Here is a 24,822-nt window from a genome sequence, read left to right as displayed (position 1 = left end):
TCTATTTATATATAATAGCAACAATTGGTTATGATAAAAAATGGAGTGAATGATTTTTCTCAACGAAATCATGCAATAGATATGCTTAGGGCAGTAACTATGCTATTGATGATTTTTGTGAACGACTTATGGACTGTGAGCGATGTTCCTGCATGGCTGGGACATGCTGCTTTAGGCGAAGATATGTTGGGCTTGGCAGATACTGTTTTCCCTTGTTTTCTGTTTTCAGTAGGAATGTCTATCCCTTTTGCCATCGAAAGACGTTTTTCGAAAGGCGAAACAGGGGTGAGTACAGTTGCTCATATACTTAGTCGTACTGCTGCACTTCTGATCATGGGCGTGTTTATTGTTAATACCGAAAGTGGTGTTTCTTCTTCCACAGGTTTGTCTCTTCCTGTTTACCGTTTACTTATGGTTGCAGGCTTTTTCCTTATATGGAATATATATAGAAGGACGGAGAAAGAGTCTGTTCGAAACTTATACGCAGGTTTGAAAATCTTAGGAATGATCATTCTACTAATTCTGGCAATTATATTTAGGGATAATGACGAAGGTGTATTTTCTGCTCGTTGGTGGGGAATCTTAGGGCTTATTGGTTGGACATATTTTTTGTGTGCATTCATATACTTATTTAGTCGCGACAGATTAAAATATCTGTTCGGTGCTTGGTTGCTATTTGTTCTCATTTGTATATTGCTCTCTACAACGAGAGAGGGAATAGCTATTCTAAATTTGCCTAGTGGTAATTTCTTCAATCAAATATTAAGCATATTACATGTTGGTAATGGCGCACTGCCTGCATTTACTATGGGTGGTATGTTGCTTTCTGTTATAGGAGTGAAGTATGCCGAAAAAATAAAAGAGAAGCCTTCTCAATGGATTCTTGGAGGGATTGCAGCGAGTTTACTATTTTGTATTGCAGGATTTGTCTCACATCAATATTGGATTATCTCGAAACTCAGCGAGACACCTAGTTGGGTATTTTATTGTTTAGCTATTGGTGTCGGGGCTTATTTCTTTCTATATTGGCTCGACAAAAAAGATCTTACTGGTTGGTTCAAGTTTATAGAGCCTGCCGGAACCGCTACCCTTACTTGCTACTTAATACCCTATATTTTGTATAGTATTTTTGCTTTGGTAAATATTAGTTTACCCCAATGGGCTAAAGTGGGTACGATGGGTGTACTCAACTCTATTGTATTTTCTTTCTTGGTGATTGGCTGTACTTATTTATTAGGCAAGATACATATCAAATTAAAGATATAATGCTTTGGGAAGGGAGTTGTTTTTATGACTCCTTTCCATCATATAATCATTCCTTAACTGACTCTTCTAATTCTCTAAAAGATATTTTAGATTTATAGTTGAACTCTTTGATAGGCCACGATTGAAAAATAGTGTCTACGTTGAGATTCAACTTCCGTATGGCTTCATACAGTCCTTTTTGTCTGTTGCTTACTTTGCCTGGTGCTCTGCCATCGCTAGGTATCCAAACTAAATCCCCTTCAAAAATAATCTTCTCTTTAGGGAAATAGAGTATAATATAATCTTTAGTGTGATGTGAGTCTTCTCCTATATTGATAACTTGCATCGAATAATTATCATCGGTAATCGTCCTGCTTTCTCCTAGAATATTTACATTGAGTCTTTTTCTGTCTAACTCTAAGCTGTCAGGCTTAAGCGTCCGCGGATTTCTAGTCAAATAAGTGAGATAATCGAAATCCCCCATTGATGATAGAATATTTGCTCCTTCATGTATAAATGGTCTTACACCTCCGAGATAATGAGGATGGTGGTGTCCAAAAACAAAAAACTTAATTGGTTTATCAGGGAACGCTTTCTTTATCTCGTTAATAATCATCTCTCCGTTTTTACTATTCAGGGGAGCTTCTGCAACCAATAAGAAATCTTTAAATTCTACTACCAAATTTTTACTATCGGTATGTTCTAAATATAAAAAGTAGATGTGGTCGTTATATTTCTCTAAGCTTATAGATGTATTGTCGTGGAGACTTTCTTTGAGAGTGTATTTGAGAGGAACTGTAAGTAATACAGGTAGCTTATTTTCGATTTTGAATGAGTTTATAGAAATAGAGTCTCTTAACTTTCCATTTATCTTAGAGATCAAAATCTCTTTCGGTATAAATAGTGCCTGGTGGTTTATGTAATTACGATATTCGAAAGTCGAATTAACATTGCCAAAGAAATCATCATTCTCTAGTATATCTATTTTATCGACCAAGTCTGTAGTTTTGTTTATAAAGAGTCTTATTCGAGCTTCATTTATTACCTCCAGATACGTGTTGTAAATAGAATCAGTATTCGATTCTAGTTTGGTTTTTCTATTGTAAAAATATTCGAGTAAAAGGGTAGGAGTGTATCTCGCTGATTGATATAGTTGTTTGCGATGCTCGTCTTTAGTAACTGTTGATAGGGTATCGCTTCCATAATGGGAGAATAGCATCGTGTTTTGATCGTACTGTAATAATGATGAAGCAGGTTTACCATTAATAAACATGTTTTCTTTTTTGTATAAACTCTGAGGAGTAATCCATACATCACCTTTGATCTGGTAATTTGTTTGATCCCATGGCTGGTAGCTATGCCTTAATTCATTTCTAGACTCAGTGAATGAGAATGTGAGAACTTTATTTCTCAGTGGTCTGTTTTGTTTTGTCCAAGATTTGTTTAGATTTCCCTGAGCATGAATGTTTAGCGTAGAGCCACAAAGTGTTATTAATAAGTATATTATATATTTCATGGGATGAATTTGAGTAATTTAGTAATACTAAATATTTTATGCTATAATTTCTTACAGTGGATTTATTAGCCAAAAAATAAAAAGATCTGAGACCTTAATGAGTAATATTATTCGTTACAAATATAAAACAATGTAGAAACAGCAATAGTTTTATAAAAAAGGAGTTCTGGATGTTCCTTTTTTATAGTTTATTTGATTTTATTTTGACTTTGTGATTTAATAACTCTATATTTGTAGTTCAAAATGATTTATTTGAGGTGGTAAATCTGTCTTTTGTACGGGTTTGTGTCTTTGTCGGTTAGTGTAAATAATGCACCTAGTGTGTATTAATGAAATATATTTAATGCTATGAGAAGGAGGTAATTATCAATTATTGATATAGCCTCCTTCATTTTTTAGCTATGCTGCTGATTCTTAAATCTTATTGTATACAACAAAAGTATGAGCATATTTGTTCTTCTCATCAGCGCCATTTTTAATGTGTGAACTTTCTATCCATTTATTCTTATCTACTTCTGGAAAGAATGCATCAGTACCTTCAAATTGATGGTGAATGTAAGTGATGTAAAGCTTGTCTGCTACATCTATGGCTTTGGCATATACAGTTGCCCCTCCTATAATAAAGACCTCAGTTTCGCTATCGCATAAAGCTATCGCATCTTCTAAAGAAGAGGATACCTCACATCTATCAAGTTGTAGATCCTTGTTTCGGCTTAATACTATATTTCTGCGATTGGGTAATGCCCCATTGGGTAGAGATTCATAAGTGTTTCTCCCCATAATTACTGTATGACCTTGTGTTACACTTTTGAAGTATTTAAGATCATTAGGTAAATGACACAGTAGTTGATTGTCTTTCCCAATAGCGTTTTTTTCGTCTATTGCTACTATGATAGATATGATAGCCATAATCTGGAATTTAGTAATGTTAAATATTTAATGCGATATTTTATCACCCTAACTGTCTCTGGTTGTTAGCTCAGCTAAAGCAATAAAAAGGTCTACAACCTTATTTATAGGACTATGTTTTTAGCTTCGTTCCAAAGAATATCCATTTCTTCAAGAGTCATATCTTTTAGATTCTTGCCTAGCCTTTTGGCTCCCTGCTCTATATGATTGAATCTGTAAATAAATTTCTGATTGGTACGCTCCAATGCATTATCAGGATTTACTTTATATAGACGGGCTGCATTTATGAGGCTGAAGAATAAGTCTCCAAATTCGGCTTCCATTTTATGGGCATCCATAGAGCTTATTTCGGTTTCGAATTCGTTAATCTCTTCTTTTACCTTTGTCCATACATCTTCTTTTTGTTCCCAATCGAAACCTGCATTACGAGCTTTATCTTGTATGCGGTGTGCTTTAGCTATTGAAGGTAGTGAGGCAGGAACTCCTTCGAGTACCGTCTTGTTACCTCCTTTTTCTTTCAGCTTCAATTGCTCCCACGATTGCTCAACTTCGCCTGCTGTTTTAGCAGCATCATCTCCAAATACGTGTGGATGGCGGTAAATAAGTTTATCACAAAGAGAATTACATACGTCGGCAACATCAAATTCGCCTTTCTCTTCACCTATTTTAGAGTAGAAGACAATATGAAGCAGAACATCGCCCAGTTCTTTTTTAATCTCCTGATTATCATCTTTAATGATTGCCTCGCACAATTCGTAGGTTTCTTCTATTGTATTTGTTCTGAGACTTTCGTTTGTCTGTTTCACATCCCAAGGGCATTTTACACGCAACTCATCCATAATGTCTAGTAAACGTCCAAAAGCTTCCATTTTTTGCTCTCTTGTATTCATCGTAATGTTTATGAAAGAAAATAGCAGATTCTGGATCTGCTATTTTAAATTATTGTAAAAGGTTTATGACCTTATTTTTTATAATTGTCAACTCCTATTTTCAAGAAGTTTAAGTATTTATCTACATCTTCGTCGTATGCATAAGATGGACCGATAGGCGTACCTGCATTGTCAAGCAATACATAGTAAGGTTGAGAATTAGTTCCAAATTTATGTCTTTGCAAATAACTCCATTTGTCGCCGATGGTTTTCAGTTTAGTGGTTTTACCATTTTCCTGAACCTCTATCACTTCGGGTAGTTTTTCTTTGTCATCCACCATCAATGTAATCAATACATAGTCGTTTTCCAAAGAATGTTTTACACGAGGATCTGTCCAAACCGATGCTTCCATTTTACGGCAATTAACACAACCGAATCCTGAGAAGTCAATCATAACAGGTTTGTTGTTTTTCTTAGCGTATTCCATTCCAGCCTCATAATCGTCAAACTTAGCATGAACGGCTCCGTCATACAGATTGAAATCTTGTGTGAACAATGGTGGGGCAAATGCACTTACAGATTTTAGTGGTGCTCCCCAAAGTCCCGGAACAAGATAAAGGGCAAAAGAAAGCGATATAATTGCCATGAATAATCTGGGTACAGATACATATTTGAGATCGCTATCGTGTGCAAATTTCAGTTTGCCTAATAGGTATAAACCTAGCAATGCGAAAATGATGATCCATAATACTAAGAATACTTCACGATCGAGAATCCCCCATTTGTAGGCAAGATCTGCAACCGATAGAAATTTAAGAGCTAAAGCAAGTTCAAGGAATCCTAAAACTACTTTAACCGAGTTGAGCCATCCTCCCGATTTAGGCATGCTCTCTAGTAAAGAAGGAAAAATAGCAAACAAGGCAAATGGTATGGATAATGCAAATGCAAATGCAAACATACCTACTGCAGGTGCTATAACATCGCCCGAACTGGCAGCATCAACAAGTAATGTTCCGATGATAGGCCCGGTACAAGAGAATGATACTAAGGCAAGTGTAAATGCCATGAAGAATATACTAATGATTCCCGTTGTAGAATCGGCTTTGCTATCTATCTTGTTAGTCCAAGAGGCAGGTAGCACCAGCTCGAATGCACCGAGAAACGATATTGCAAAGAATACAAGTAATCCAAAGAATATGAGGTTGAATAATGCACTTGTAGACAAGTCATTCAAGGCACTAGCTCCAAATATTGCGGTAACTAATAATCCTAGCAATACATATATTACGATAATAGACAGACCATATATAATGGCATCTTTAATAGCCTTGCCTCTGTTTTTCTTATTTCTTTTCAAGAAGAAACTTACAGTCATAGGTATCATAGGCCATACGCAAGGAGTCATTAAGGCAATAAGCCCTCCGATAAATCCAGCACCGAAAATATACAGAAGCGATCTGTTAGAAGTATCACCTGCTGCACCAAAAGCTTTAACCTCTTCTATAACAGGTGTCCAAAGATCGCTGTTTTGAGAGTCTGTTGTTTGAGCTTGCGAAATACTGTCGGTGTTTGCTGTGGTGATAGTATCTGTTGATTCAGATGTAGTTGCTTGAACATCTTTAGCATCAGTTGATACTATTACACTTGCAGGTAAATTTCCCGAAGTAAAGCTAAAATCAATAGGGATAGGAGGTGTACACTCTCTATCGTTACAAGCTTGTGCTCTGATATCTCCTTTTAGTACAAATTTACTTTTGTCAGTTATTTTGAATTTCTGAACGAAAGTGGCTGTCTTTTCATAGTAGCCAATTTCCATTTCAAAGACTTTATCAAAATCTTTATGTAATCTAGAGTTCACAGCGTGGAATGTGCCCACTGCTACGGCTCCCTTTATTTCATCAATAGATATTGATGTAGGGAAAGGTCCTCCATCGGGTATTTGTGTATCGTACAGGTGCCATCCTGGGGCAACAGTTGCGTTGGCTACTAATTCTATTTCGCCATTGCCTTTATCTGCTATACTCATTTTCCAGGACACAGGTCCATCTGCTAATAGCTTTCCCGAAAAGAAAGACAATATAAATACTAGAACTAATATTCCTTTTTTCATATGTTTTATCTATCTACTTTTTTGTTTAAAATTAAGAGGTACAAAGTTAACAAAATGTGTATAGGATGATTCCCCGTTTATCAATTTTTATATTGATTAAGATATCCTCCTTGTTATTTGTATTTTTTTGAGAAAATGTATAGCACAAGTATTTCAAACAATGTCTTTGTGTTTATTGTTTCTTTCTTTTATTGTATTGGGTATAGTTATTCAAAAAAAGAGATGCTTATGTCTACTATCCAATTCTAAAGTACACATTGTTTGTATCTCTGTTTGTTTTGTTAATTGTTTGTTTGTGAGTGTTTTATTTTCTTGTTGGTGGTGAGAGAGGAACTTTTGTTTTTGCTCCTTTATTCTCATTTGTATTATGGTTTGTCATATAATACCTTATTTTGATTTATAGATAAAAGAGTATTATTGAATTACTTATTAGTCTGAATGATGATATATAAAAAAAGCTGATCGATATACTCGACCAGCTTTCATTATTATAGAGTATCCTATTTCTTATAATATGTAACTCAGTATTAAAAAAGGTCTGTGACCTTATTTACCAGCAATCAGTTCAGTACTGCGTTTAATGAAATTGCTTAGGCTCTCACCCTTCAACATGTTGTTTGAAAGTAGTGCCAAGTCGACCAATTGCTTGATAATAGGATTTTCTGAGGCATATTTACCAACAGCTTCGGCATCTTTACCATCTACATCAGTAATAATTTGTTTTACTAATGGGTGATTGGTGTTTATAACCATTGTAAAATTGTCGGGCATTTCTCCGTAGAACGACATTCCTGTTTGCATAGCAGCCATTTCTTTCATACGACGAGTATACTCGTTTTGTGTAATCTGAATTGGTTGAATGTTTTCGTTCAATGGTTTATAATCGAACGTAAATTCTACTTTTTCTATTTTAGGTAATTGAGATTTGAAAGTCTCATTCAATTCTTCTTTTTGTTTATCAGTCAAGTCTGCATCAGCAATGTCTTCTTTCTTAATCAGATTGTCAACTATATCACTGTCAACACGTACAAAGCGGCTCTTCTCAAATTTGCTTTCCAGCATTCCTGCTAAATGCACGTCTAGTTGTCCGTCAAGTAAAAGAACATCGTAACCATGATCTTTTGCTGCATTAATATATGAGTATTGCTCCTCTCTGTTGTTTGTGTACAGATAGATCAGCGTGCCTTCTTTGTCTGTTTGATTTCCTGAAATAAGAGTTTTGTATTCTTCGAATGTGAAGATGTTACCATCAGTATTCTTCAATAAGCAGAATTTCTGAGCACGATCGTAGAATTTCTCATCGGTAAGCATACCATATTCGATGAATACTTTAAGATCATCCCATTTCTCTTCGAACTGAGGGCGGTCATTTTTGAATATATCTTCTAGGCGATCGGCTACCTTTTTAGTAATGTGTGACGAAATTTTCTTCACATTGTGGTCGCTTTGAAGGTAAGATCTCGAAACATTCAGAGGAATATCCGGAGAGTCTATAACTCCATGCATCAATGTAAGGAATTCAGGAACGATACCTTCTACCGAATCAGTAATAAATACCTGATTAGAATATAGCTGTATCTTATTCTTGTGAGGATCTACATTACTCTTCAATTTAGGGAAATAAAGTACTCCTGTCAGTTTGAACGGGTAATCTACATTAAGATGTATCCAGAACAAGGGTTCATCAGTAAAAGGGTACAAGTCCTGATAAAATTTCTTGTAATCTTCGTCTTTTAAGTCAGCAGGCTTGTGAGTCCACAAAGGAGTTGTGTCATTAATAACATTGTCTTCCTCTGTTTCTGCCGATTTTCCATCCTTCCATTCAGTTTTCTTACCAAATACAATAGGTACAGGTAAGAAACGACAATACTTTTTAAGTAACTTATCTATTTCGCCTTGTTCAAGGAAGTTCTTATTTTCGTCGTCTATATATAATATAATATCTGTACCTCTTTCGGTTTTGTCAGCTTTGCTTATGGTGAACTCAGGAGTACCATCACAGCTCCATTTTACAGCTTCAGAACCTTCTTTGTGAGAAAGAGTCACAATTTCAACTTGTTTAGAAACCATGAATGCTGAATAGAAACCTAGTCCGAAGTGACCTATGATTGCATTGGCATCATTTTTATACTTATCTAAAAATTCGTTGGCTGAAGATAGAGCAATCTGATTGATGTATTTATTGATCTCCTCTTCTGTCATACCTATACCTCGGTCAGAGATGGTAATTGTACCATTTTCTTTATCTAATAATACTCTTACTGCTGTATCTCCCAACTCACCTTTAAATTCACCTAAAGATGATAGTGTTTTAAGCTTTTGTGTGGCGTCTACTGCGTTAGAAACGAGCTCTCTTAAAAAGATTTCGTGATCGCTGTACAAAAATTTCTTGATAATGGGGAATATGTTGTCTGTGGTAACCCCAATATGACCTTTTCTTTCTTCCATGATGTTATATTTTATATTTTGTTATGATTCTCTCGAAGGTTAAACCAAAAAGGATGCCATACTCGAAAAGACTGTCATTTTGTCAAATGTTTATGATTAATTTCTATTTTCCAAATTTGTTGATAGATTAAGTTTATGCCTTATTTAACTAACTTTATCTTTATTGTGTCACCGTAATTGTTGTTGATATACAGTTAGTTGTGTTGCTTGTGTGAGTGGGGTTAACATTTGTTGAATGAAAAAAACTTTATTTTATTTTTAAACGTGTAAAAAGATTGTATATTTGTGGTGTAGGATTATCCAAGTATTTTATTATAATATAAAGGATTGTTCTTTCTTTAACACTAGAAAAGATAAGGTTATGAAAAATGATGAAAACAACGCAAATGGCTTCGAAGGCAAACTAATCGCACTTCAAAACAATATGATGAATTTTGCTTTGACTCTAACAACAAACAGAGAAGAAGCTAAGGATTTGCTGCAAGAAACAACTCTTCGTGCTTTAGATAATAAAGAAAAGTATTATGAAAACGTAAACTTCAAAGGATGGGTGTTTACAATTATGCATAACATATTTGTAAATAACTACAGAAGAATCGTTCGTACGCAAACAGTTGTAGATCAAACAGAAAATCTATATCATCTTAATTTGCCACAAGATTCGGGATTTGATACCCCGGAGGGTGCATATACTATTGCAGAGATAACAAAATCAATTAACAGTTTCTCTGACGAATATAAAGTACCATTTACTATGCACGTTTCAGGTTACAAATACGAAGAAATCGCTCAAACTCTGACTTTACCCATCGGAACTGTTAAGAGTCGTATCTTCTTTGCTCGAAAGAGATTACAGGAAATGTTGAAAGATTATAAATTTCAAGACAGAGAATAAGTTAAATTCTTATAGCTAAGAATAATTATTTTCTTTAGACCATAACATGAGAGTCGCATTTGAGTAATCAATGTGACTCTTTTTACTCAATATAAATCAGTTGAATGAAATGAAAAAAAGTATTGTATTATCTCTCTTGTTTGTATTTTCTCTAGTTATTGTGGCTCAAGATAAAAAAGATACAAAAAACAAAATAGTTACTCTTACTTCTAAGTCGTATGATGAGGAAGTATCAAAAGGACTTGTGCTGGTTGATTATTGGGCAGTTTGGTGTGGTCCTTGTCGTAAAATGGAACCTGTTTTAAAGCAAGTTGCAGAAGAAACAGATGTGAAGGTTGGTAAGCTAAATGTTGATGATTATAAAGCTGTTGCGCGAGCTAAAGGAGTTTCGACTATCCCTACTATGTTTATTTATAAGGATGGTAAGGAGATGCAACGATTAGTAGGTGTATATACGAAGGATGAATTACTTAAGGTTTTAAATAGTTATAAGTGAAAGTAAGGTGAAGAAAACAAAAAGAGAGGTAATTTGCATTATCCTCTCTTTTTGTTTTATGTCGTATCTGTTATTGCTGCATAGGGCCTATAAAGATTCTTGTATATTGTTGAATACTATTTTTAAAATGGACCGTGCTTGGTTAAGTCCCTCTTGATCTATTCCAGCAAAGGCGTATTGCATGGTTTCGTTTACTGCTTCGTTGGCTTTCTCTTTTATACTTGCTCCTTTTTCTGTTAGATAGATTTGGTTAGATCTACGGTCGGTAGGGGTTGAGCGGCGTTCAACTAATTCAAGTTTAGTGAGGTTGTCTACTAATCGGGTCATGCTCGGCTTGTCTTTGAATGTTGCATCACAAAGGGTTTGCTGTGAAACGCCATCCTGACGCCACAAGAAAGAAAGTACTGTCCATTGCTCGGGAGTAATATCTAAACCGTGCTTTCTGAAATTACGATACATTTTCCGATTAATAGCCATCGAAACTTTTCCATTGATTATAGGAAAGATATACTCTAGTTCTATTAGTTCGCTATTTTCGCTTTCGTGATCCATATCTTAACTTATTACTCAATTAAATTACTTCTAGGTATTCGCAAAGGTATAATATCTTTAGATTAGATAAAATATTTAACTTCATATTTTGTTTTTAGAGCATATTATCTTACCTTTGCGGCTCGAAAAACTTTATTGTTTAACAAGTTTATATTAAATTATTTATGAATCATTACGAAACCGTTTTCATTTTGACTCCCGTTTTGTCTGACGTTCAGATGAAGGAAGCGGTAGAAAAATTCAAAGGCATTCTGACTGAGGAAGGTGCTACGATTGTTAGTGAGGAGAATTGGGGGCTAAAAAAATTAGCTTATCCTATTCAAAAGAAATCTACAGGATTTTACGCATTTGTTGAGTTTGATGCAGACCCTTCGGTTATTGCTAAGTTAGAACTACAATTTCGTCGTGACGAAAAAGTTATTCGTTTCTTAACTTTCCGTCAGGATAAGTACGCTCATCAGTATGCTGAAAAAAGAAGAAATCTTAAATCATCAACTAAAAAAGAAAATTAATCATGGCACAACAATCAGAAATCAGATATTTGACTCCTCCTTCAGTTGATGTCAAAAAGAAGAAATACTGTCGTTTCAAAAAGAATGGTATCAAGTATATCGATTACAAAGATCCTGAATTCTTGAAAAAATTCTTAAACGAGCAAGGTGAAATTTTACCTCGTCGTATTACTGGAACATCGTTGAAGTTTCAACGTCGTATAGCACAAGCTGTTAAGAGATCTCGTCACTTGGCATTGCTTCCTTACGTAACTGATATGATGAAATAATTAAAAAAAGGAGGAAAAAAGATATGCAAGTTATATTAAAAGAAGACGTTGCCAATCTTGGTTACAAAGATGACGTAGTAACTGTAAAAGATGGTTATGGACGTAACTACCTTTTGCCACAAGGAAAAGCGGTAATGGCGACAGTATCTGCTAAGAAGATGTTGGCTGAAAACTTGAAGCAACGTGCTCATAAATTAGAGAAAATCAAACAAGACGCTCAAGAAATTGCTGCGAAACTTGAAGGAGTAACTCTATCTATCGGTGCAAAAACAAGTTCAACAGGAACAATCTTCGGATCTGTTACTAATATCCAAATAGCTGAGGCTTTGGAAAAGAAAGGTTATAATGTAGACCGTAAGGTAATCGTTATAAAAGAAGCTGTAAAAGAAGTTGGTTCTTATAAAGCTCTACTTAAACTTCACAAAGAAGTGTCTGTAGAAATTCCTTTCGAAGTAGTTTCTGAATAAGAAATTCTAGATACAAAATAAGAAGAGGCTGATCCTATAAGGGTCAGCCTCTTTTGTGTTGTGAGATTATGAGTTTATTGTATGAACTCAATGATGAGAGAGCATTGATCTACCATGTTTGCATTGTTTGCAGCAGTTTCGTTGGTGCGTACTGTAATGTTGCTTCCCGCTGTGAGGTTAAGTATCGATACAAAAGTAGGACTTATTCCCCAACCATTGCTGTATCCAACAATGGTGCCATTCCATATTGAAACTCCATTTGCATATATGTGTGGTGCTACTAAATAGGGGTTGTTTCCGACTCTGTTTGTACCCCAGTGTCCTGCGATGGTGACTCTGTATTTGCCTGTGTATGGAACTTGTATAGTTCCAGTAGACATATTAACGCTTCCTTGTAGAGCGCTGGAGATAGAGCTGCTGCTGAAGCCGGTTAATTGTCGGATTGTGGTTGTCGTTTGATATGTTACAGTCCAATTGCCGGTTAATAGAGCATGCCAAGAACCAATAACGGATGCCCAAGTGCCTACTCCGTTTGCGTCCGAAACGAGCATTTTTCCTACACCTTCCGTGGTATCCACTATTCTTATAGCTCCTCCTGCGGATTGGCTAATAATATCCACTTTCGTAACAGGACTGAGAGTTCCTATACCTATGTTTCCTTGATTTGTTACAACTATGTCATCGACAGTTTGAGCAGCTGTAATGCTGCCTGTTGATGGGTTTGTTGTAGCTGAGGTTGAAGCTCCATCAATATGGAGTAAAGCTTTGGGGTTTTCTGTGTTTATCCCAATTTGGGCAGCGCATATATTGCAGAATAACAATATAATAAATGTAGATGTTAGTTTAGTCATGTCTTTTTATTTTACAAATTCTATAAAGAGGGTTAAATTAGATACGCCATTCGCGAAGCCTACAGTGTTTTCCATACTATAAATGTCCAACACATCATTTTGATTAAGGTATGTAAATGAGTAGTAGCTGACGTATGGGGAGCTGGATATTAGGGTTGATCCCAATGAATGTGGGCCCCATAGAGATGATCCATTTTTTCTAACATTGTAATATCCGGCAATAAAATATCCATTACCGCGATTCATTAAGGATGTCCCAAATAATGTAAGTCTATAAGTGCCTGCATAGGGAACTGTTATGCTTCCGTTAGTAATGTTTATACTTCCGGTGCCAGGCTTGGATATAGTTCCACCTGTGAAGTTGATTTTTCTGGTGCCTAGTGCAGTAGTGTAAGCGAGGTTTCCCCCAGTGAGAGAGGCATTCCAGCTTCCAATGATATTTACCCAAGTGGCAGATCCGTTTGAGCTGCTAGTGAGCACCTTTGTGGTGCCCTGACTTGTGTCTGCTATTCGAATAGCCCCTGCTGTGGAACTTATTATTTCCAGCTTCCTTTGTGGGGTTGTTGTTCCTACTCCCATATTTCCAGACTTGTCTACTGAGATGTCGTCGCTCGTGTTGAGGTTGCCACTGGTGTTGTTTTGTGCATCGATATGGAATATGTTTTGTGGGGTTCGGGTGTTTATTCCGACTTGGGCTTGCAGTAACCCAATGGAAAATAGTCCCATGAATAATAGAATGCTTTTCTTCATTGTTGTTATCATTAATAATTAGTGTGATTTAAAAATGAAAAGCAGTGGCATGTAATCTCTACACGCCACTGCGGGACATAGTTGTGCTGTATATAAACTCTAGTTATAATTGATTTTGAACGACAACAAAAAAACAAATCAGTTATACGGACAAGTGTATAGGCAAAACTATAATTGTATTTATTAGGGGAATGTTGTATCTTGTGAAATTCTCGTCTTTTGGAGAATAGGAACAAGAAAAGACGGAAAGTTCCGCCTAAGATATTTCTATAAGTAACATGGCTGCTAGTTAGTCTCTCTCTCTCTCTCTCTCTCTCTCTCTAATATTTCAGCATGAATAGCCAAATCTAAATGGTTAAAATTTAGATTGTTATTGCCTGATATGTTTGTTAAATGATACACTTTTTTTACTTAAAGAGTTATTTTACAGAGGCAAATATAGGAAATGTTTTTGAAATCAAGCCTTTTCTCTTAAAAATGTATTCTATGTAGTTCTGTTACTGTTTTATTAGCTCAGGCTTCTAAAGAATCAAAAAAGAAGTCGTACTTTTGTGATAACGAAAACATTTAAGGTTGTAGCCCTATTTGTTTCTTTATTTTTGACGCAGATATTTATGTCTGTGTAAAATAAAGTTTGCGAGAATAATAATTGGGTCTGTGACCTTAACAATAAATTAATTAGATGAATTTTGTTGAAGAATTAAGATGGCGTGGTATGATTCAGGAAATCATGCCGGGTACGGAAGAACAGCTACAAAAAGAATTGACCTCAGGCTATTTAGGGATCGATCCTACTGCCGATTCGTTGCATATAGGTCACCTAGTAGGGGTGATGATATTAAAGCATTTTCAGCGTGCAGGACATCGTCCTATTGCTCTGATTGGTGGTGCAACTGGTATGATTGGAGATCCGTCTATGAAATCACAAGAGAGAAATCTGTTGGATGAGAAAACTCTCCGTCACAACCAAGAAAGTATCAAAAAACAGTTGGCTAAATTTTTAGATTTCGAATCTGATAAGCCTAACAAAGCTTTGCTTGTTAATAATTATGACTGGATGAAAGACTTTACTTTTCTGGATTTCATTCGCGATATAGGTAAGCACATTACCGTAAATTATATGATGGCGAAGGATTCAGTAAAGAAAAGATTGAGTGGAGAGTCGGCTGACGGAATGTCATTTACCGAATTTTCATATCAGTTATTGCAAGGTTATGACTTCTTACACCTATATAGCGAACTTGGATGTCGTATACAGATGGGAGGATCCGATCAGTGGGGTAATATAACTACTGGTACAGAACTTATTCGTCGTAAAACGGGAGGTGAGGCTTTTGCTCTTGTTTGTCCATTGATTACTAAGGCAGATGGTACTAAATTTGGTAAAACCGAATCGGGTAATGTTTGGTTAGATCGTAGATATACTTCACCTTATAAATTCTATCAGTTTTGGCTGAATGTTAGTGATGACGATGCTGCTAAATATATAAAGATATTCACAGCTTTATCTAAAGAGGAAATAGACGCTTTGGTTCATGCTCAAAAAGAAGCTCCACATCTTCGTCCTTTGCAGAAGAAACTAGCAGAAGAGCTAACTATAATGGTTCACTCGGTTGAAGATTATGAGGCTGCTGTAAGCGCATCAGGCATCTTGTTTGGTGGTTCTACTGCAGACGCTCTTAAAACTCTTGATGAGGAGACTTTATTGCAGGTTTTTGAAGGAGTTCCTCAGTTCGATGTAAGCAAGGTCGAATTAGAAGATGGTATTGCTGCCATTGATTTGTTGACACAGGTTACTACTGTGTTTCCATCGAAAGGTGAGATGCGTAAAATGGTACAAGCGGGTGGTGTGATGATAAATAAAAATAAATTAGAAAATTCTGATGAAATTATTGATCATTCGTATCTAATTGATGGTAAATATATTTTGGCTCAAAAAGGCAAGAAAAACTACTATTTACTGATTGCAAAATGAAAAAAATGTCGATGAGGTATTGCATATATCAAATTGATTATATACTTTTGTATCGCTTTTGAAAAGCAAATGTTTGTCTCATGGTGTAATGGTAGCACTGCAGTTTTTGGTACTGCCTGTCTAGGTTCGAATCCTGGTGAGACAACTTTTTAGGAAATAATCGACTGTTTATCAATTAGATATACAGTCGATTTTCTTTTGGGGGAGTTATGAGGGGGGTATTTTGTTTCTCCTTGAAATGTGATTTTGTCGCCAACTTTATATTTTTTCATCTTATTTTTTAACAAGCCTCCCATGTTTATAGGGTCGGCTTTGGTTGATACTCTACTTTGTTTTTAAGACTCAGTGTGTGATATTCGGTATTTTCGACAGCTCCCCATTCTGAACGACCGAAGGATGAACGCAGACCTTTGAGAGTCCAATACATTTGCCTACGGGTCTTAGAATAGCCATTCGAGAAACATACTAAAACATCACTAGGATGATATAACTTTCCTTTGATCTTGATATATCCACTTTGAGTAAATATGCGATTCCAGAATAGTTTTTGTTCTCTGTATTCTTCCTTCTTGATTAACGCCTCTATCATATCATACCATTTAGAAGTGAGATTCAAATGAAGGATAGGCATATCTGCAAAATCTTTAGAGAGGGTGTTTAGATTGTGTCTTGGTTTCATGGTTGATAGTCTATTAAAGTTTGTACCTTTAGCTCCTTATAATAAATTAAATCGTAACACAAATGTTAGTTAACTTTGATGCACTTCCTTTCGGTATTGCCTGCTTTATGGTTGGGGTGTTTTTTATCGTATTTATAATTTTCGCTTCCATATCATGTTCTTATTATTTCAAAGGAGATGATATTAAAACTAAAATACATTTAAAACGTGCAGGGTGGTGCCTATTACTTGTTTGTATTTCTATAGCTTTAGTTCCGCTAGGTGCAATGTATCTAGACTGGGCAGGAAGGCATTAATGTATTCCTTTCTAATTTCGACTAATTCGCTTCCCTCCTTCTCTTTGTTTAGTTCGGTTAAATAATCATTTAAGGAATCTAAAGCACGTCCGTTTATATTCTAATAAATCTCATCTTTGTTCGGTTTCCATAAACTGATTAACTGAACACGACAACAATTAATACTCGTAATTTTAGCAATCGCTATTTGCTTGCTATTGAGGTTTTTCTATTCTGTTAGGTGTTAAAATGAAAGTTACATTAATAATAGAAGCCGTCTTTATTGAATAAATTAGAATCTCCTTCACCTAAGTAGAATATTGCTTCGTTTGTTTCTAAGAATCCGCAAAACAAAACAGGAGTACGAAACCAACTGTATAAGTCTGTAGATTCTCCTTCGTTTACAATAAGTCCGTCTATATTCAGACTTGTGTTAATTAGAATATTCTCAAATCCTTTGGGTCGACTAAATGTATAGCCTTTTTTTTCTGTGAAAATATAGTCTGTATTTTGATTTTCTTTAGCTCGTTATATAAGTCTGCTATATTCTTTTCTCTTTTGTTTTTGTTAAATTCGTACTTTTGTTTAGAAAATGCACTACAAATACGAACCAAAAGCAAAAATAACTATGCAATTAGATAAACCTCAATTATTTATTGAACATAACTTTGGTAGTAAAAAGCCCGAATACAGATGGTATCCGGGAATAGATATTCGATTTATGGAGCAACGTAACCCTAAATTGTATAATCAGCTGATAAAATTAAATTGTAAAGCAGCAACAGGTCTGACAATAGCTGCCTGTGAATGGATTCTATGGCGGCTGGAAAGTTGGCGGGAAAAAGATTCAAACCTACAAAAACAATACTTGCAAGCATTGTGGGTAAGCCTCATAAGTAAAGAATATACTACAAAGGAAGAAGTCGGTTCGACAGTTGGATCAAAACTATCTAAGGAAGAGGAACCCATGGAGCTTATTAATTATTACTATAATGACATAAGACTCAACTATAATGTTCATCATCCATCGATATACTATAATGCAGTAAACATGATTGAATTGGCTCGTTATGTCTCAGATGATACTGATTTCTTTGATAGTTGGTTCAATTCAATAATAAGTCAATCTACTGAGTTATTTCCTGTTCCAAAGGATGATTTAGATGAAAAGGGAGTCTTCCAGTTCAATGAAGATGAAGATTTCGATCCCTATCAGCTGATAAAAGAGCCTTTTATCCCTCGCGAGTTTTATTTCGAACCCGGTTTTGACTATCAAACAGCCGATTTAAAACAGTTACAAAAGAAACTGTTAGATTCTGTCGATTACAATGAAAATCGATTCTTATCGTCTCCTGAAAGAATGATAAGTATTGATTTTGTCGGAGTTCCTTATCAGGTAAATGATTAAATATTTACACTTGTTGGCTATATAATGCATAAGTGCTATTTTATTTAGCTTTGAACTTGTAGAGGAACGTTTATTCAGAATAATAGTTGATATCACAAAATATATAGGATATAGAATACACTATCTTTAGGAATTAAGGTTAGTATCATATTTTAGATATATTGCTTTAATTATATTCAGCCCCTAGAATATTAATGGGTAGAGTTTACTCCTGATCAGTCAATTCATCTGTCTAAAATAAAGTCCAACACATCTAATACTACATCAGATGTTATGTATTTATAATCAATCAAATCTTTTGCTTCCTCTTTCTTTATATTTTTATACTCAATAATGTATGCAATCATTGATACACCTAAGGTTTCTAACTCAGTCATAGAATCGTTATCCAAATAGCGAAGAGAAAGTATTCTTTGCAATACCGTTTCGAGATTAACCGCATAAGATATAATGTCAAGTGGATCATTCGTATTTCTCTGGCTTGATAATTTGTTAACTATATTTTCTAATCGGCTGTCCATAGTGTAACGATGAATTAAAGAGTCCCTTAATATTGTAGTCGTATCTCAGTTATTTGAGATTAGTATCTTCAACCAAGTTTGATAGTAAAACTTTTTCATCACATTCACCCTTTATATAATTGATGGCATGATATGCAATAGATTGCCCTTTTAGAGATTTAAGTTTTCCGGCTCCTGATTTTATAAAACTATTTTCTCTTGATATCAATATCTCTAATGCTTTAGCATAGCCTTCTTTAGCATCTATATTAACGGATCTATTCATCGATTTATTATTCATGCAATTTTGAATCAAAGTTATTACTTCTTCAATTCTACTATCCGATGGCATTATATTAATTGACATATTTGTTTTTTTATTACTGTTTTATAAGATGGTTTGTAAGAATAACGATGTTATAGCTTAAAGTTAAGTTTATTAATTGGATTGATGTCTTTAATGATCCTTAAAGATTGATAAAGGGAATCTATTGATCAAGATGCTATCTCTTTTAAATAAGGAGTTCGAACAAAACCAAATAATATATTGTTTCTATAATTAAAGCTATATCTATGGAAGATGAGTCAAAAAATAAAAAGAAAATTAGTTTTTCCGTACTTATAAAGATTCTAAAGGAAACAATTCAAGGATTTGGGGATGATAATGTTACACGATTGAGTGCTTCGTTGGCTTATGCCACATTGTTTTCAATGATACCTTTTCTGTCATTTCTAATTACGATTGGTACGTTTTTTAATATGGACTTAGCCAGTCAGTTGTATGTTCAGCTACAACCAATCGTGGGCATGGAGGCTGTTGAACAGCTTAAATCGATCATACAAAATGCGGAAAAAACAGATTCCTCTACATTTGCTACAATTGTTACGCTAGGAGTTACTATTTTTGGGGCGACAGCTATTTTTGCCGAAATGCAAGGTTCCTTAAATACTATTTGGGGCATAAAACCTATTCCTAAAAAAAGCTGGCTTAAATATATTCAGAACAGGTTACTCTCTTTTTCTATAATTCTTGTGTTTGCTTTTATTTTATTAATAACATTTACTATTACTAATGTTATTAGCAATTTAAGCGGAAGGTTTATGTCTAATTATCCGGATGTAGCCGAATCATTAGTGAGGATAGTGGGTGTAATTATAAACATCAGTGTAACAACTTTTATATTTGTATTAATCTTCAAAATATTGCCTGATGCCAAAATAAAAAGTAAAGATGTTTTTGTTGGTGCACTCGTAACCACAATACTATTTATAGTTGGACAGTGGGGTATATCTCTTTATATAGGGATTGCCCATGTAGGAACTGTATATGGAGCAGCAGCGTTTATAGCCATTCTTATTACATGGATTTATTATTCTGCTATCATTATATATATTGGTGCCGAATTTACGGAAGCGTGGGCTAATGAAATGGGAGGAAAGATTTTTCCTGATGAGTTTGCTGTAACAACTAAAATTATAGAGATTCATGAAGAGGATAAAGCTCTAGAGTCTGTAAATAAGATAGAAGTAGAGAAAACATAGATTCTGATACTAATAATGCAGCCATATAAAAGAACAACCGCTACTTGTAGAAATGAGTAACGGTTGTTCTTTTGTGGGTAAAATATAAGGAGTAAATTTTGAAAGCCAATAATATCTTTTGCTTTGAAGAATTAGCAGTCTTTCTATATTTAGTATATTGACCTATTCTTGAAGTAGACGCAATTTACTGCTTATCTTTTCTATATATAGAGTGTAACTCTTAACATTATCAGCTACATATATTGCTTTGTCTCCTATACTCCAGAATGTGGTTAAATCTTTATTTGATTCAATTGGATACCCTTTTACAATTTTGGGCGATCCATATAAGTTTATTAGCTCTTTGTATGGGAACCTGTTATACATAAAGAATTCTTGCCTCAATAAACTGTCATTATGAAACACTAAGCTCATAATTGAAGGTATAGAGTCGCTTCCTACAAATAAGGTACATGGGTATCCTTCTATTTTAAAATCTTCTTGAGTTCCTGCACGACGTATTGTAAGCTCCGTAAAAGGCTTTAATACCTGATGTGATAACAATGACTCAGTATGTTTGTTTACATTCTCAAAAGAGTCTCCAAGTTTGTATTTATACACAATAGTATCGTTGGGTATAGCTGTGCCTTGTATATCTTCGGTATGGGTTTTAGTCTTACCACAAGAAAGAAATATGGCAGACAGCAATAAAAACGTAAGTAGCTTTTGCATAATTGTAGTTTTTATGTTGATAAAACTATAAAAGAATATTAATCGATAGAGCGAATAAGAACTTTGTATTTTTTCTATTTATACTAAACTCCATAAAATAGGGATTCAAAGAATGATATAACAAAAATCTTATTTTAGAATAAAAGTAAAATTGATTAGGTTGTAACAATTCTTGAGGTGATTTTGTTCCATTCTCTGCGTAAGTTTTGTAGATACCTTCGTAATTGTTTCTTAAACGAAGAGTTTTGTGCGATAATGTGATTTGTTAGCGGAGGTCATTTGTCGTTATATTATTGTATTTATCTCCATTTTAACATTTCGTTTATATTTTAAGTATCTATTATAAAAACAATTAGAAGCATCAATGCGTTATAATTACATGATAGATCAAAACGAGATAATTATGAAACTAGAAAAAGACAAAATCGAATTATTGGAAACTCTAAAAGGAGTAAAAAGATTAATGGATTCTGAAGATTATACGTATAGTTTTGATGACTTATATGAACGTGTATCAGCAGTAATCGCAAAGTATGAATAACTAACTTGAAGGGAGCTTGTATAATTACGGGCTTTTTTCTGTTGTAGGTAATTAAAGTGGTGTATAATATCTGTTTTTGTCTCTCTAATTAAAATTTTCTATTAATGCTTAATAAAAAATAATACATAAAACATTATATAGCTTTGTGGCGTTTTCATCATACGTACACGAGATAATTCAATGTTACGTAGAGAGGGAATTTATAATTATAAAAGTTATAGTTTCCCTCTTGCCTATTTAGGCTGGTCTTTCTCTTCTATTGTACATCTTTAACTTAATACTCAATTAATTAATTATATCAATGCTCTTCTAGCTTTATAATACCTTACATTTACATTATCACCAAAAAATATAGTATTATGGCAAAAAAAGAAGGAAAAGAAGCTAAAAAGCCCAAGAAGGTCAAAGAAAAAGTAATTGCTGCTAATCCTCCGATGTCAAAAGAAGATAAGGCTAAAAAAAAGAGTAAATAATAAAGGGCGGGTTAACCGCCTTCTTCATTTCTTGATTTATGATCTTGTAGTGTAACAATTGTTACATGTTTATTGCCTGTTAAATTCTTAGATTTGTACCTAATAATTAAAGATATATTCTTATGGAACAATTGCATGCACATGAAGTCCTTCACATGATGGAAGGAAACAGCTATACAGAGTCTTCGTTGAAAGAAGCTATAATTCAGAAATTCGGGAAAGAGCAACGCTTTTATGCTTGTTCAGCAGAAAATATGGATTTAGATGAACTTGTTGAATTTCTAAAGAATAAGGGCAAATTTATGGCTGTGGATAATGATGGCTTCACGGTAGATGTAACGAAAGTTTGTAATCACTAAATATACATCTTGTTATATTAATACAGTTAGGTTTAAGTTTTTCAACTTATACTTAACTGTATTTTGTATATGGATAGTTTGTCCTTTTGAGTGTTTATTATTTTCTATTTGGGAACAAAAAACAAAAGCCTCGAAATCTAAAATTTCGAGGCTTTCAGTATATGGAATATATTTGTTAGAACTTTTCGTCTTTAGAGAAAGAGTAGGGGAAATCGTTGTCTTGAATTCCTCTTTGCTTATTAGGCGTTGGTGACATCTTATATTCTATAACAGCACCATTTTGCAATTGCTCATGCGTTACGTAGTTCTTGCTATAAGGCTGTCCGTTTACAGTCATAGTAGATATGTATCTGTTGTCTCTGTTGTTATTATCGGCTTTTATTACAACTTGTTTTCCGTTTTCCAAATTGAGTTTTACACTTTTAAATAACGGTGAGCCAATGACATATTGATCTGTTCCTGGGCATACTGTATAAAATCCTAGAGCTGAGAATACATACCATGCTGAGGTCTGTCCATTATCTTCGTCTCCGCAATATCCGTCAGGAGTTGCAAAATAAAGCTTATCCATAATCTCACGAGTCCAGAACTGAGCTTTCCAAGGTTCACCCGAATAGTTGTACATGTATACCATATGCTGTATCGGTTGGTTACCATGTGCATATTGTCCCATGTTCATAATCTGCATCTCGCGTATTTCGTGAATTACTGTTCCGTAATAGCTATCATCAAATAAAGGAGGCATTATAAATACAGAATCCATCATAATATTGAATTCCTTTTTACCACCCATCAAATCGATTAATCCTTGAGGATCGTGGAATACCGACCATGTGTAATGCCAGCTATTTCCTTCGGTGAAAGCATCTCCCCATTTCAAAGGATTGAATGGTGATTGGAAAGTTCCGTCTTCGTTCTTTCCTCTCATCAATTTAGATGAATGGTCGAATAAGTTTTTATAATTCATTGCTCTTTTTGCAAAAACTTGAAGTTCTTTTTCAGGACGATTCAACGCTTTTCCTAATTTGTAGATAGTCCAGTCATTGTAAGCATATTCTAAAGTACGTGCAGCACTTTCTCTGATACCTACATTGTAAGGCACATAACCAAGTTTGTTGTAAAACTCGTGTCCTAAACGTCCGGTAGAACTTACATCAGGATGTACATTCTCAGTGCCATGCAACAAACCTTTGTATAAAGTCTCAATATCATAACCTCTTAAACCTTTCAGATAAGCATCGGCTACAACAGACGCAGAGTTGTTTCCAACCATGCAATCTCTATGTCCAGGGCTTGCCCATTCGGGTAAGAAACCACTTTCTTTGTAAGTGTTTACAAGTCCTTCCTGCATTTGTGTATTAATAGAAGGATACATAAGGTTTAAGAATGGAAATAGGCATCGGAAAGTATCCCAAAACCCAGTATCTGTAAACATATATCCGGGTAATACTTTTCCGTTATATGGGCTATAATGCATAGTTTTGCCTGCTGCATCTACCTCATGAAACTTTCTTGGGAATAGAACCGAACGATACAGACATGAGTAAAAAGTACGAAGATTGTCAATATCATCATCTTCTACCTCTATTTTACCTAATACTTCGTTCCATGTATTCTTGCCATTAGCTTTCACTGTCTCAAAATCATTATTACCTAATTCTCTTAAATTAAGGTCAGCTTGTTCGGGACTAATGAATGAAGACGCTACTCTTGCGTGTACTTTTTCTCCTTTTTTAGTTGAGAAGCCAATAATAGCTCCTGCATGATTTGCTTTAGATTCAGTTTGTTTTTCAAGAATCTTTTGATCAGCTACGGCTGATACATATGTAAAAGGCTTGTCGAAAATAATAATAAAGTAATTCTTGAAATTATCAGGAACTCCTCCGCTATTCTTTGTCGTATATCCAATTATTTTATTTTCCTCTGGAATTACTTTAACGTAAGACCCATTATCAAAGGCATCTATGGTTACAAACGATTTATTATTCTCTGGGAATGTAAATCGGAACATAACTGCTCTTTCAGTTGGAGCCATTTCTGTTATTACATCATAATCTGCTAGATAAACTCTGTAATAATAAGGACTTGCAACTTCTGCTTTGTGAGAAAACCAACTTGCTCTTTCGTTCTCATCAAAGATAGCTTTGCCTGTTGTTGGCATTATTGAGAATTGTCCATAATCGTTGATCCATGGACTCGGTTGGTGAGTTTGCTTGAAACCTCTGATTTTGTCAGCATCGTAACTATATGACCATCCGTCACCCATTTTTCCGGTTTGTGGCATCCAGAAATTCATGCCCCAAGGCATAGCAATTGCAGGATAGGTGTTTCCGTTTGATAGTGAATGTTTTGATTGAGTTCCTACAAGAGGATTGACATAATCAACCGGGCTTTTTGTATCTGCTGCTTTTATGCTTAAAATACAAAACATACTGATAAACAAGTAAATACTTATTTTCTTCATGATTT

General features: G+C 34.7%; 25 protein-coding genes. 12 read left to right on the top strand and 13 right to left on the bottom strand.

Annotated elements, in window-relative coordinates:
* The first annotated feature begins 30 nt into the window (after positions 1–30).
* Positions 31–1,266 carry a DUF5009 domain-containing protein gene (locus IR022_RS15195; RefSeq protein WP_199330320.1) on the top strand — a complete coding sequence of 412 codons (1,236 nt, stop codon included), beginning with the start codon at positions 31–33 and terminating at the stop codon, positions 1,264–1,266.
* 46 nt (positions 1,267–1,312) lie between these two features.
* Here IR022_RS15195 and IR022_RS15190 read toward each other — a convergent pair whose 3' ends face one another.
* The 5 genes from IR022_RS15190 to htpG all read right to left on the bottom strand — a co-directional run bounded on the left by IR022_RS15190 (position 1,313) and on the right by htpG (position 9,098).
* Entirely contained in the window at positions 1,313–2,761 is a 1,449-nt protein-coding gene (locus IR022_RS15190) for a hypothetical protein (protein WP_194204372.1), read from the bottom strand.
* A gap of 414 nt (positions 2,762–3,175) precedes the next feature.
* Entirely contained in the window at positions 3,176–3,670 is a 495-nt protein-coding gene (locus tag IR022_RS15185; protein ID WP_194204371.1) for a dihydrofolate reductase, read from the bottom strand.
* A 104-nt stretch (positions 3,671–3,774) separates the two neighbouring features.
* On the bottom strand, positions 3,775–4,560 hold the full coding sequence (mazG, locus tag IR022_RS15180) for a nucleoside triphosphate pyrophosphohydrolase (protein ID WP_050709493.1): 786 nt from the start codon (positions 4,558–4,560) through the stop codon (positions 3,775–3,777).
* 71 nt (positions 4,561–4,631) lie between these two features.
* Positions 4,632–6,650 (bottom strand): protein-disulfide reductase DsbD family protein, encoded by a 2,019-nt coding sequence (locus IR022_RS15175; protein ID WP_194204370.1) that lies wholly within the window; start codon positions 6,648–6,650, stop codon positions 4,632–4,634.
* Between the two features lie 546 nt (positions 6,651–7,196).
* Positions 7,197–9,098 carry a molecular chaperone HtpG gene (gene htpG, locus IR022_RS15170; protein WP_194204369.1) on the bottom strand — a complete coding sequence of 634 codons (1,902 nt, stop codon included), beginning with the start codon at positions 9,096–9,098 and terminating at the stop codon, positions 7,197–7,199.
* 361 nt (positions 9,099–9,459) lie between these two features.
* Here htpG and IR022_RS15165 point away from each other — a divergent pair, with 361 nt between their 5' ends.
* Positions 9,460–9,993 carry an RNA polymerase sigma factor gene (locus tag IR022_RS15165; RefSeq protein WP_050709490.1) on the top strand — a complete coding sequence of 178 codons (534 nt, stop codon included), beginning with the start codon at positions 9,460–9,462 and terminating at the stop codon, positions 9,991–9,993.
* Positions 9,994–10,102: 109 nt separating this feature from the next.
* Positions 10,103–10,489 (top strand): thioredoxin, encoded by a 387-nt coding sequence (gene trxA / locus IR022_RS15160; protein ID WP_082204110.1) that lies wholly within the window; start codon positions 10,103–10,105, stop codon positions 10,487–10,489.
* An 87-nt stretch (positions 10,490–10,576) separates the two neighbouring features.
* On the opposite strand, the gene IR022_RS15155 is transcribed toward trxA, so the two are convergent.
* Positions 10,577–11,041, bottom strand: coding sequence for a MarR family winged helix-turn-helix transcriptional regulator (locus tag IR022_RS15155; RefSeq protein ID WP_050709489.1), 465 nt, complete (start codon positions 11,039–11,041; stop codon positions 10,577–10,579).
* Between the two features lie 164 nt (positions 11,042–11,205).
* Here IR022_RS15155 and rpsF point away from each other — a divergent pair, with 164 nt between their 5' ends.
* The 3 genes from rpsF to rplI are packed head-to-tail and all read left to right on the top strand — an operon-like array spanning position 11,206 to position 12,289.
* A complete protein-coding gene (gene rpsF, locus IR022_RS15150; RefSeq protein WP_050709488.1) occupies positions 11,206–11,553 on the top strand; it encodes a 30S ribosomal protein S6 in 348 nt (115 codons plus the stop codon).
* The gene (gene rpsR / locus IR022_RS15145) at positions 11,553–11,822 is read left to right on the top strand and encodes a 30S ribosomal protein S18 (RefSeq protein ID WP_194204381.1); all 270 of its coding nucleotides are present in this window, start codon (positions 11,553–11,555) and stop codon (positions 11,820–11,822) included. The genes rpsF and rpsR overlap by 1 nt, the downstream gene beginning before the upstream one ends.
* Before the next feature lie 23 nt (positions 11,823–11,845).
* A complete protein-coding gene (gene rplI, locus IR022_RS15140; RefSeq protein WP_050709486.1) occupies positions 11,846–12,289 on the top strand; it encodes a 50S ribosomal protein L9 in 444 nt (147 codons plus the stop codon).
* A 74-nt stretch (positions 12,290–12,363) separates the two neighbouring features.
* Here rplI and IR022_RS15135 read toward each other — a convergent pair whose 3' ends face one another.
* Positions 12,364–13,140: a hypothetical protein gene (locus IR022_RS15135; RefSeq protein ID WP_194204368.1), complete on the bottom strand. Its 777-nt coding sequence runs from the start codon at positions 13,138–13,140 to the stop codon at positions 12,364–12,366.
* 6 nt (positions 13,141–13,146) lie between these two features.
* Positions 13,147–13,890 (bottom strand): hypothetical protein, encoded by a 744-nt coding sequence (locus IR022_RS15130; RefSeq protein ID WP_194204367.1) that lies wholly within the window; start codon positions 13,888–13,890, stop codon positions 13,147–13,149.
* 682 nt (positions 13,891–14,572) lie between these two features.
* On the opposite strand from IR022_RS15130, the gene tyrS reads away from it, so the two are divergent.
* Positions 14,573–15,865 (top strand): tyrosine--tRNA ligase, encoded by a 1,293-nt coding sequence (gene tyrS, locus IR022_RS15125; RefSeq protein ID WP_194204366.1) that lies wholly within the window; start codon positions 14,573–14,575, stop codon positions 15,863–15,865.
* A 298-nt stretch (positions 15,866–16,163) separates the two neighbouring features.
* Here tyrS and IR022_RS15120 read toward each other — a convergent pair whose 3' ends face one another.
* A complete protein-coding gene (locus tag IR022_RS15120) occupies positions 16,164–16,544 on the bottom strand; it encodes an ASCH domain-containing protein (protein ID WP_194204365.1) in 381 nt (126 codons plus the stop codon).
* 62 nt (positions 16,545–16,606) lie between these two features.
* Here IR022_RS15120 and IR022_RS15115 point away from each other — a divergent pair, with 62 nt between their 5' ends.
* The gene (locus IR022_RS15115) at positions 16,607–16,840 is read left to right on the top strand and encodes a hypothetical protein (RefSeq protein WP_194204364.1); all 234 of its coding nucleotides are present in this window, start codon (positions 16,607–16,609) and stop codon (positions 16,838–16,840) included.
* Between the two features lie 607 nt (positions 16,841–17,447).
* On the top strand, positions 17,448–18,227 hold the full coding sequence (locus tag IR022_RS15110; protein WP_194204363.1) for a hypothetical protein: 780 nt from the start codon (positions 17,448–17,450) through the stop codon (positions 18,225–18,227).
* A gap of 224 nt (positions 18,228–18,451) precedes the next feature.
* Here the strand turns inward: IR022_RS15110 and IR022_RS15105 are convergent, their stop codons facing one another.
* Together IR022_RS15105 and IR022_RS15100 are read right to left on the bottom strand one after the other, a co-directional pair.
* Complete coding sequence (locus tag IR022_RS15105) at positions 18,452–18,748, bottom strand: hypothetical protein (RefSeq protein WP_194204362.1); 297 nt, start codon at positions 18,746–18,748, stop codon at positions 18,452–18,454.
* A 49-nt stretch (positions 18,749–18,797) separates the two neighbouring features.
* Positions 18,798–19,094 (bottom strand): hypothetical protein, encoded by a 297-nt coding sequence (locus IR022_RS15100; RefSeq protein WP_194204361.1) that lies wholly within the window; start codon positions 19,092–19,094, stop codon positions 18,798–18,800.
* A gap of 206 nt (positions 19,095–19,300) precedes the next feature.
* Between IR022_RS15100 and IR022_RS15095 the strand changes: the two genes are divergently transcribed.
* Positions 19,301–20,269 carry a YihY/virulence factor BrkB family protein gene (locus tag IR022_RS15095; RefSeq protein ID WP_194204360.1) on the top strand — a complete coding sequence of 323 codons (969 nt, stop codon included), beginning with the start codon at positions 19,301–19,303 and terminating at the stop codon, positions 20,267–20,269.
* Positions 20,270–20,431: 162 nt separating this feature from the next.
* On the opposite strand, the gene IR022_RS15090 is transcribed toward IR022_RS15095, so the two are convergent.
* On the bottom strand, positions 20,432–20,980 hold the full coding sequence (locus IR022_RS15090) for a hypothetical protein (protein ID WP_194204359.1): 549 nt from the start codon (positions 20,978–20,980) through the stop codon (positions 20,432–20,434).
* Between the two features lie 379 nt (positions 20,981–21,359).
* On the opposite strand from IR022_RS15090, the gene IR022_RS15085 reads away from it, so the two are divergent.
* Together IR022_RS15085 and IR022_RS15080 are read left to right on the top strand one after the other, a co-directional pair.
* Positions 21,360–21,521 (top strand): hypothetical protein, encoded by a 162-nt coding sequence (locus IR022_RS15085; protein ID WP_194204358.1) that lies wholly within the window; start codon positions 21,360–21,362, stop codon positions 21,519–21,521.
* A gap of 595 nt (positions 21,522–22,116) precedes the next feature.
* The gene (locus IR022_RS15080; RefSeq protein WP_050709476.1) at positions 22,117–22,353 is read left to right on the top strand and encodes a YecH family metal-binding protein; all 237 of its coding nucleotides are present in this window, start codon (positions 22,117–22,119) and stop codon (positions 22,351–22,353) included.
* A 175-nt stretch (positions 22,354–22,528) separates the two neighbouring features.
* On the opposite strand, the gene IR022_RS15075 is transcribed toward IR022_RS15080, so the two are convergent.
* Positions 22,529–24,784: a GH92 family glycosyl hydrolase gene (locus IR022_RS15075; protein WP_242053279.1), complete on the bottom strand. Its 2,256-nt coding sequence runs from the start codon at positions 24,782–24,784 to the stop codon at positions 22,529–22,531.
* Positions 24,785–24,822 lie beyond the last annotated feature (38 nt).

This window comes from Dysgonomonas sp. GY617 (genome assembly GCF_015233815.1).
In the GTDB taxonomy this organism is placed as follows: Bacteria; Bacteroidota; Bacteroidia; order Bacteroidales; family Dysgonomonadaceae; genus Dysgonomonas_A.
The sequence above is the reverse complement of the archived record's forward strand: the minus strand, read 5'-3'. Positions and strand labels throughout refer to the sequence as shown.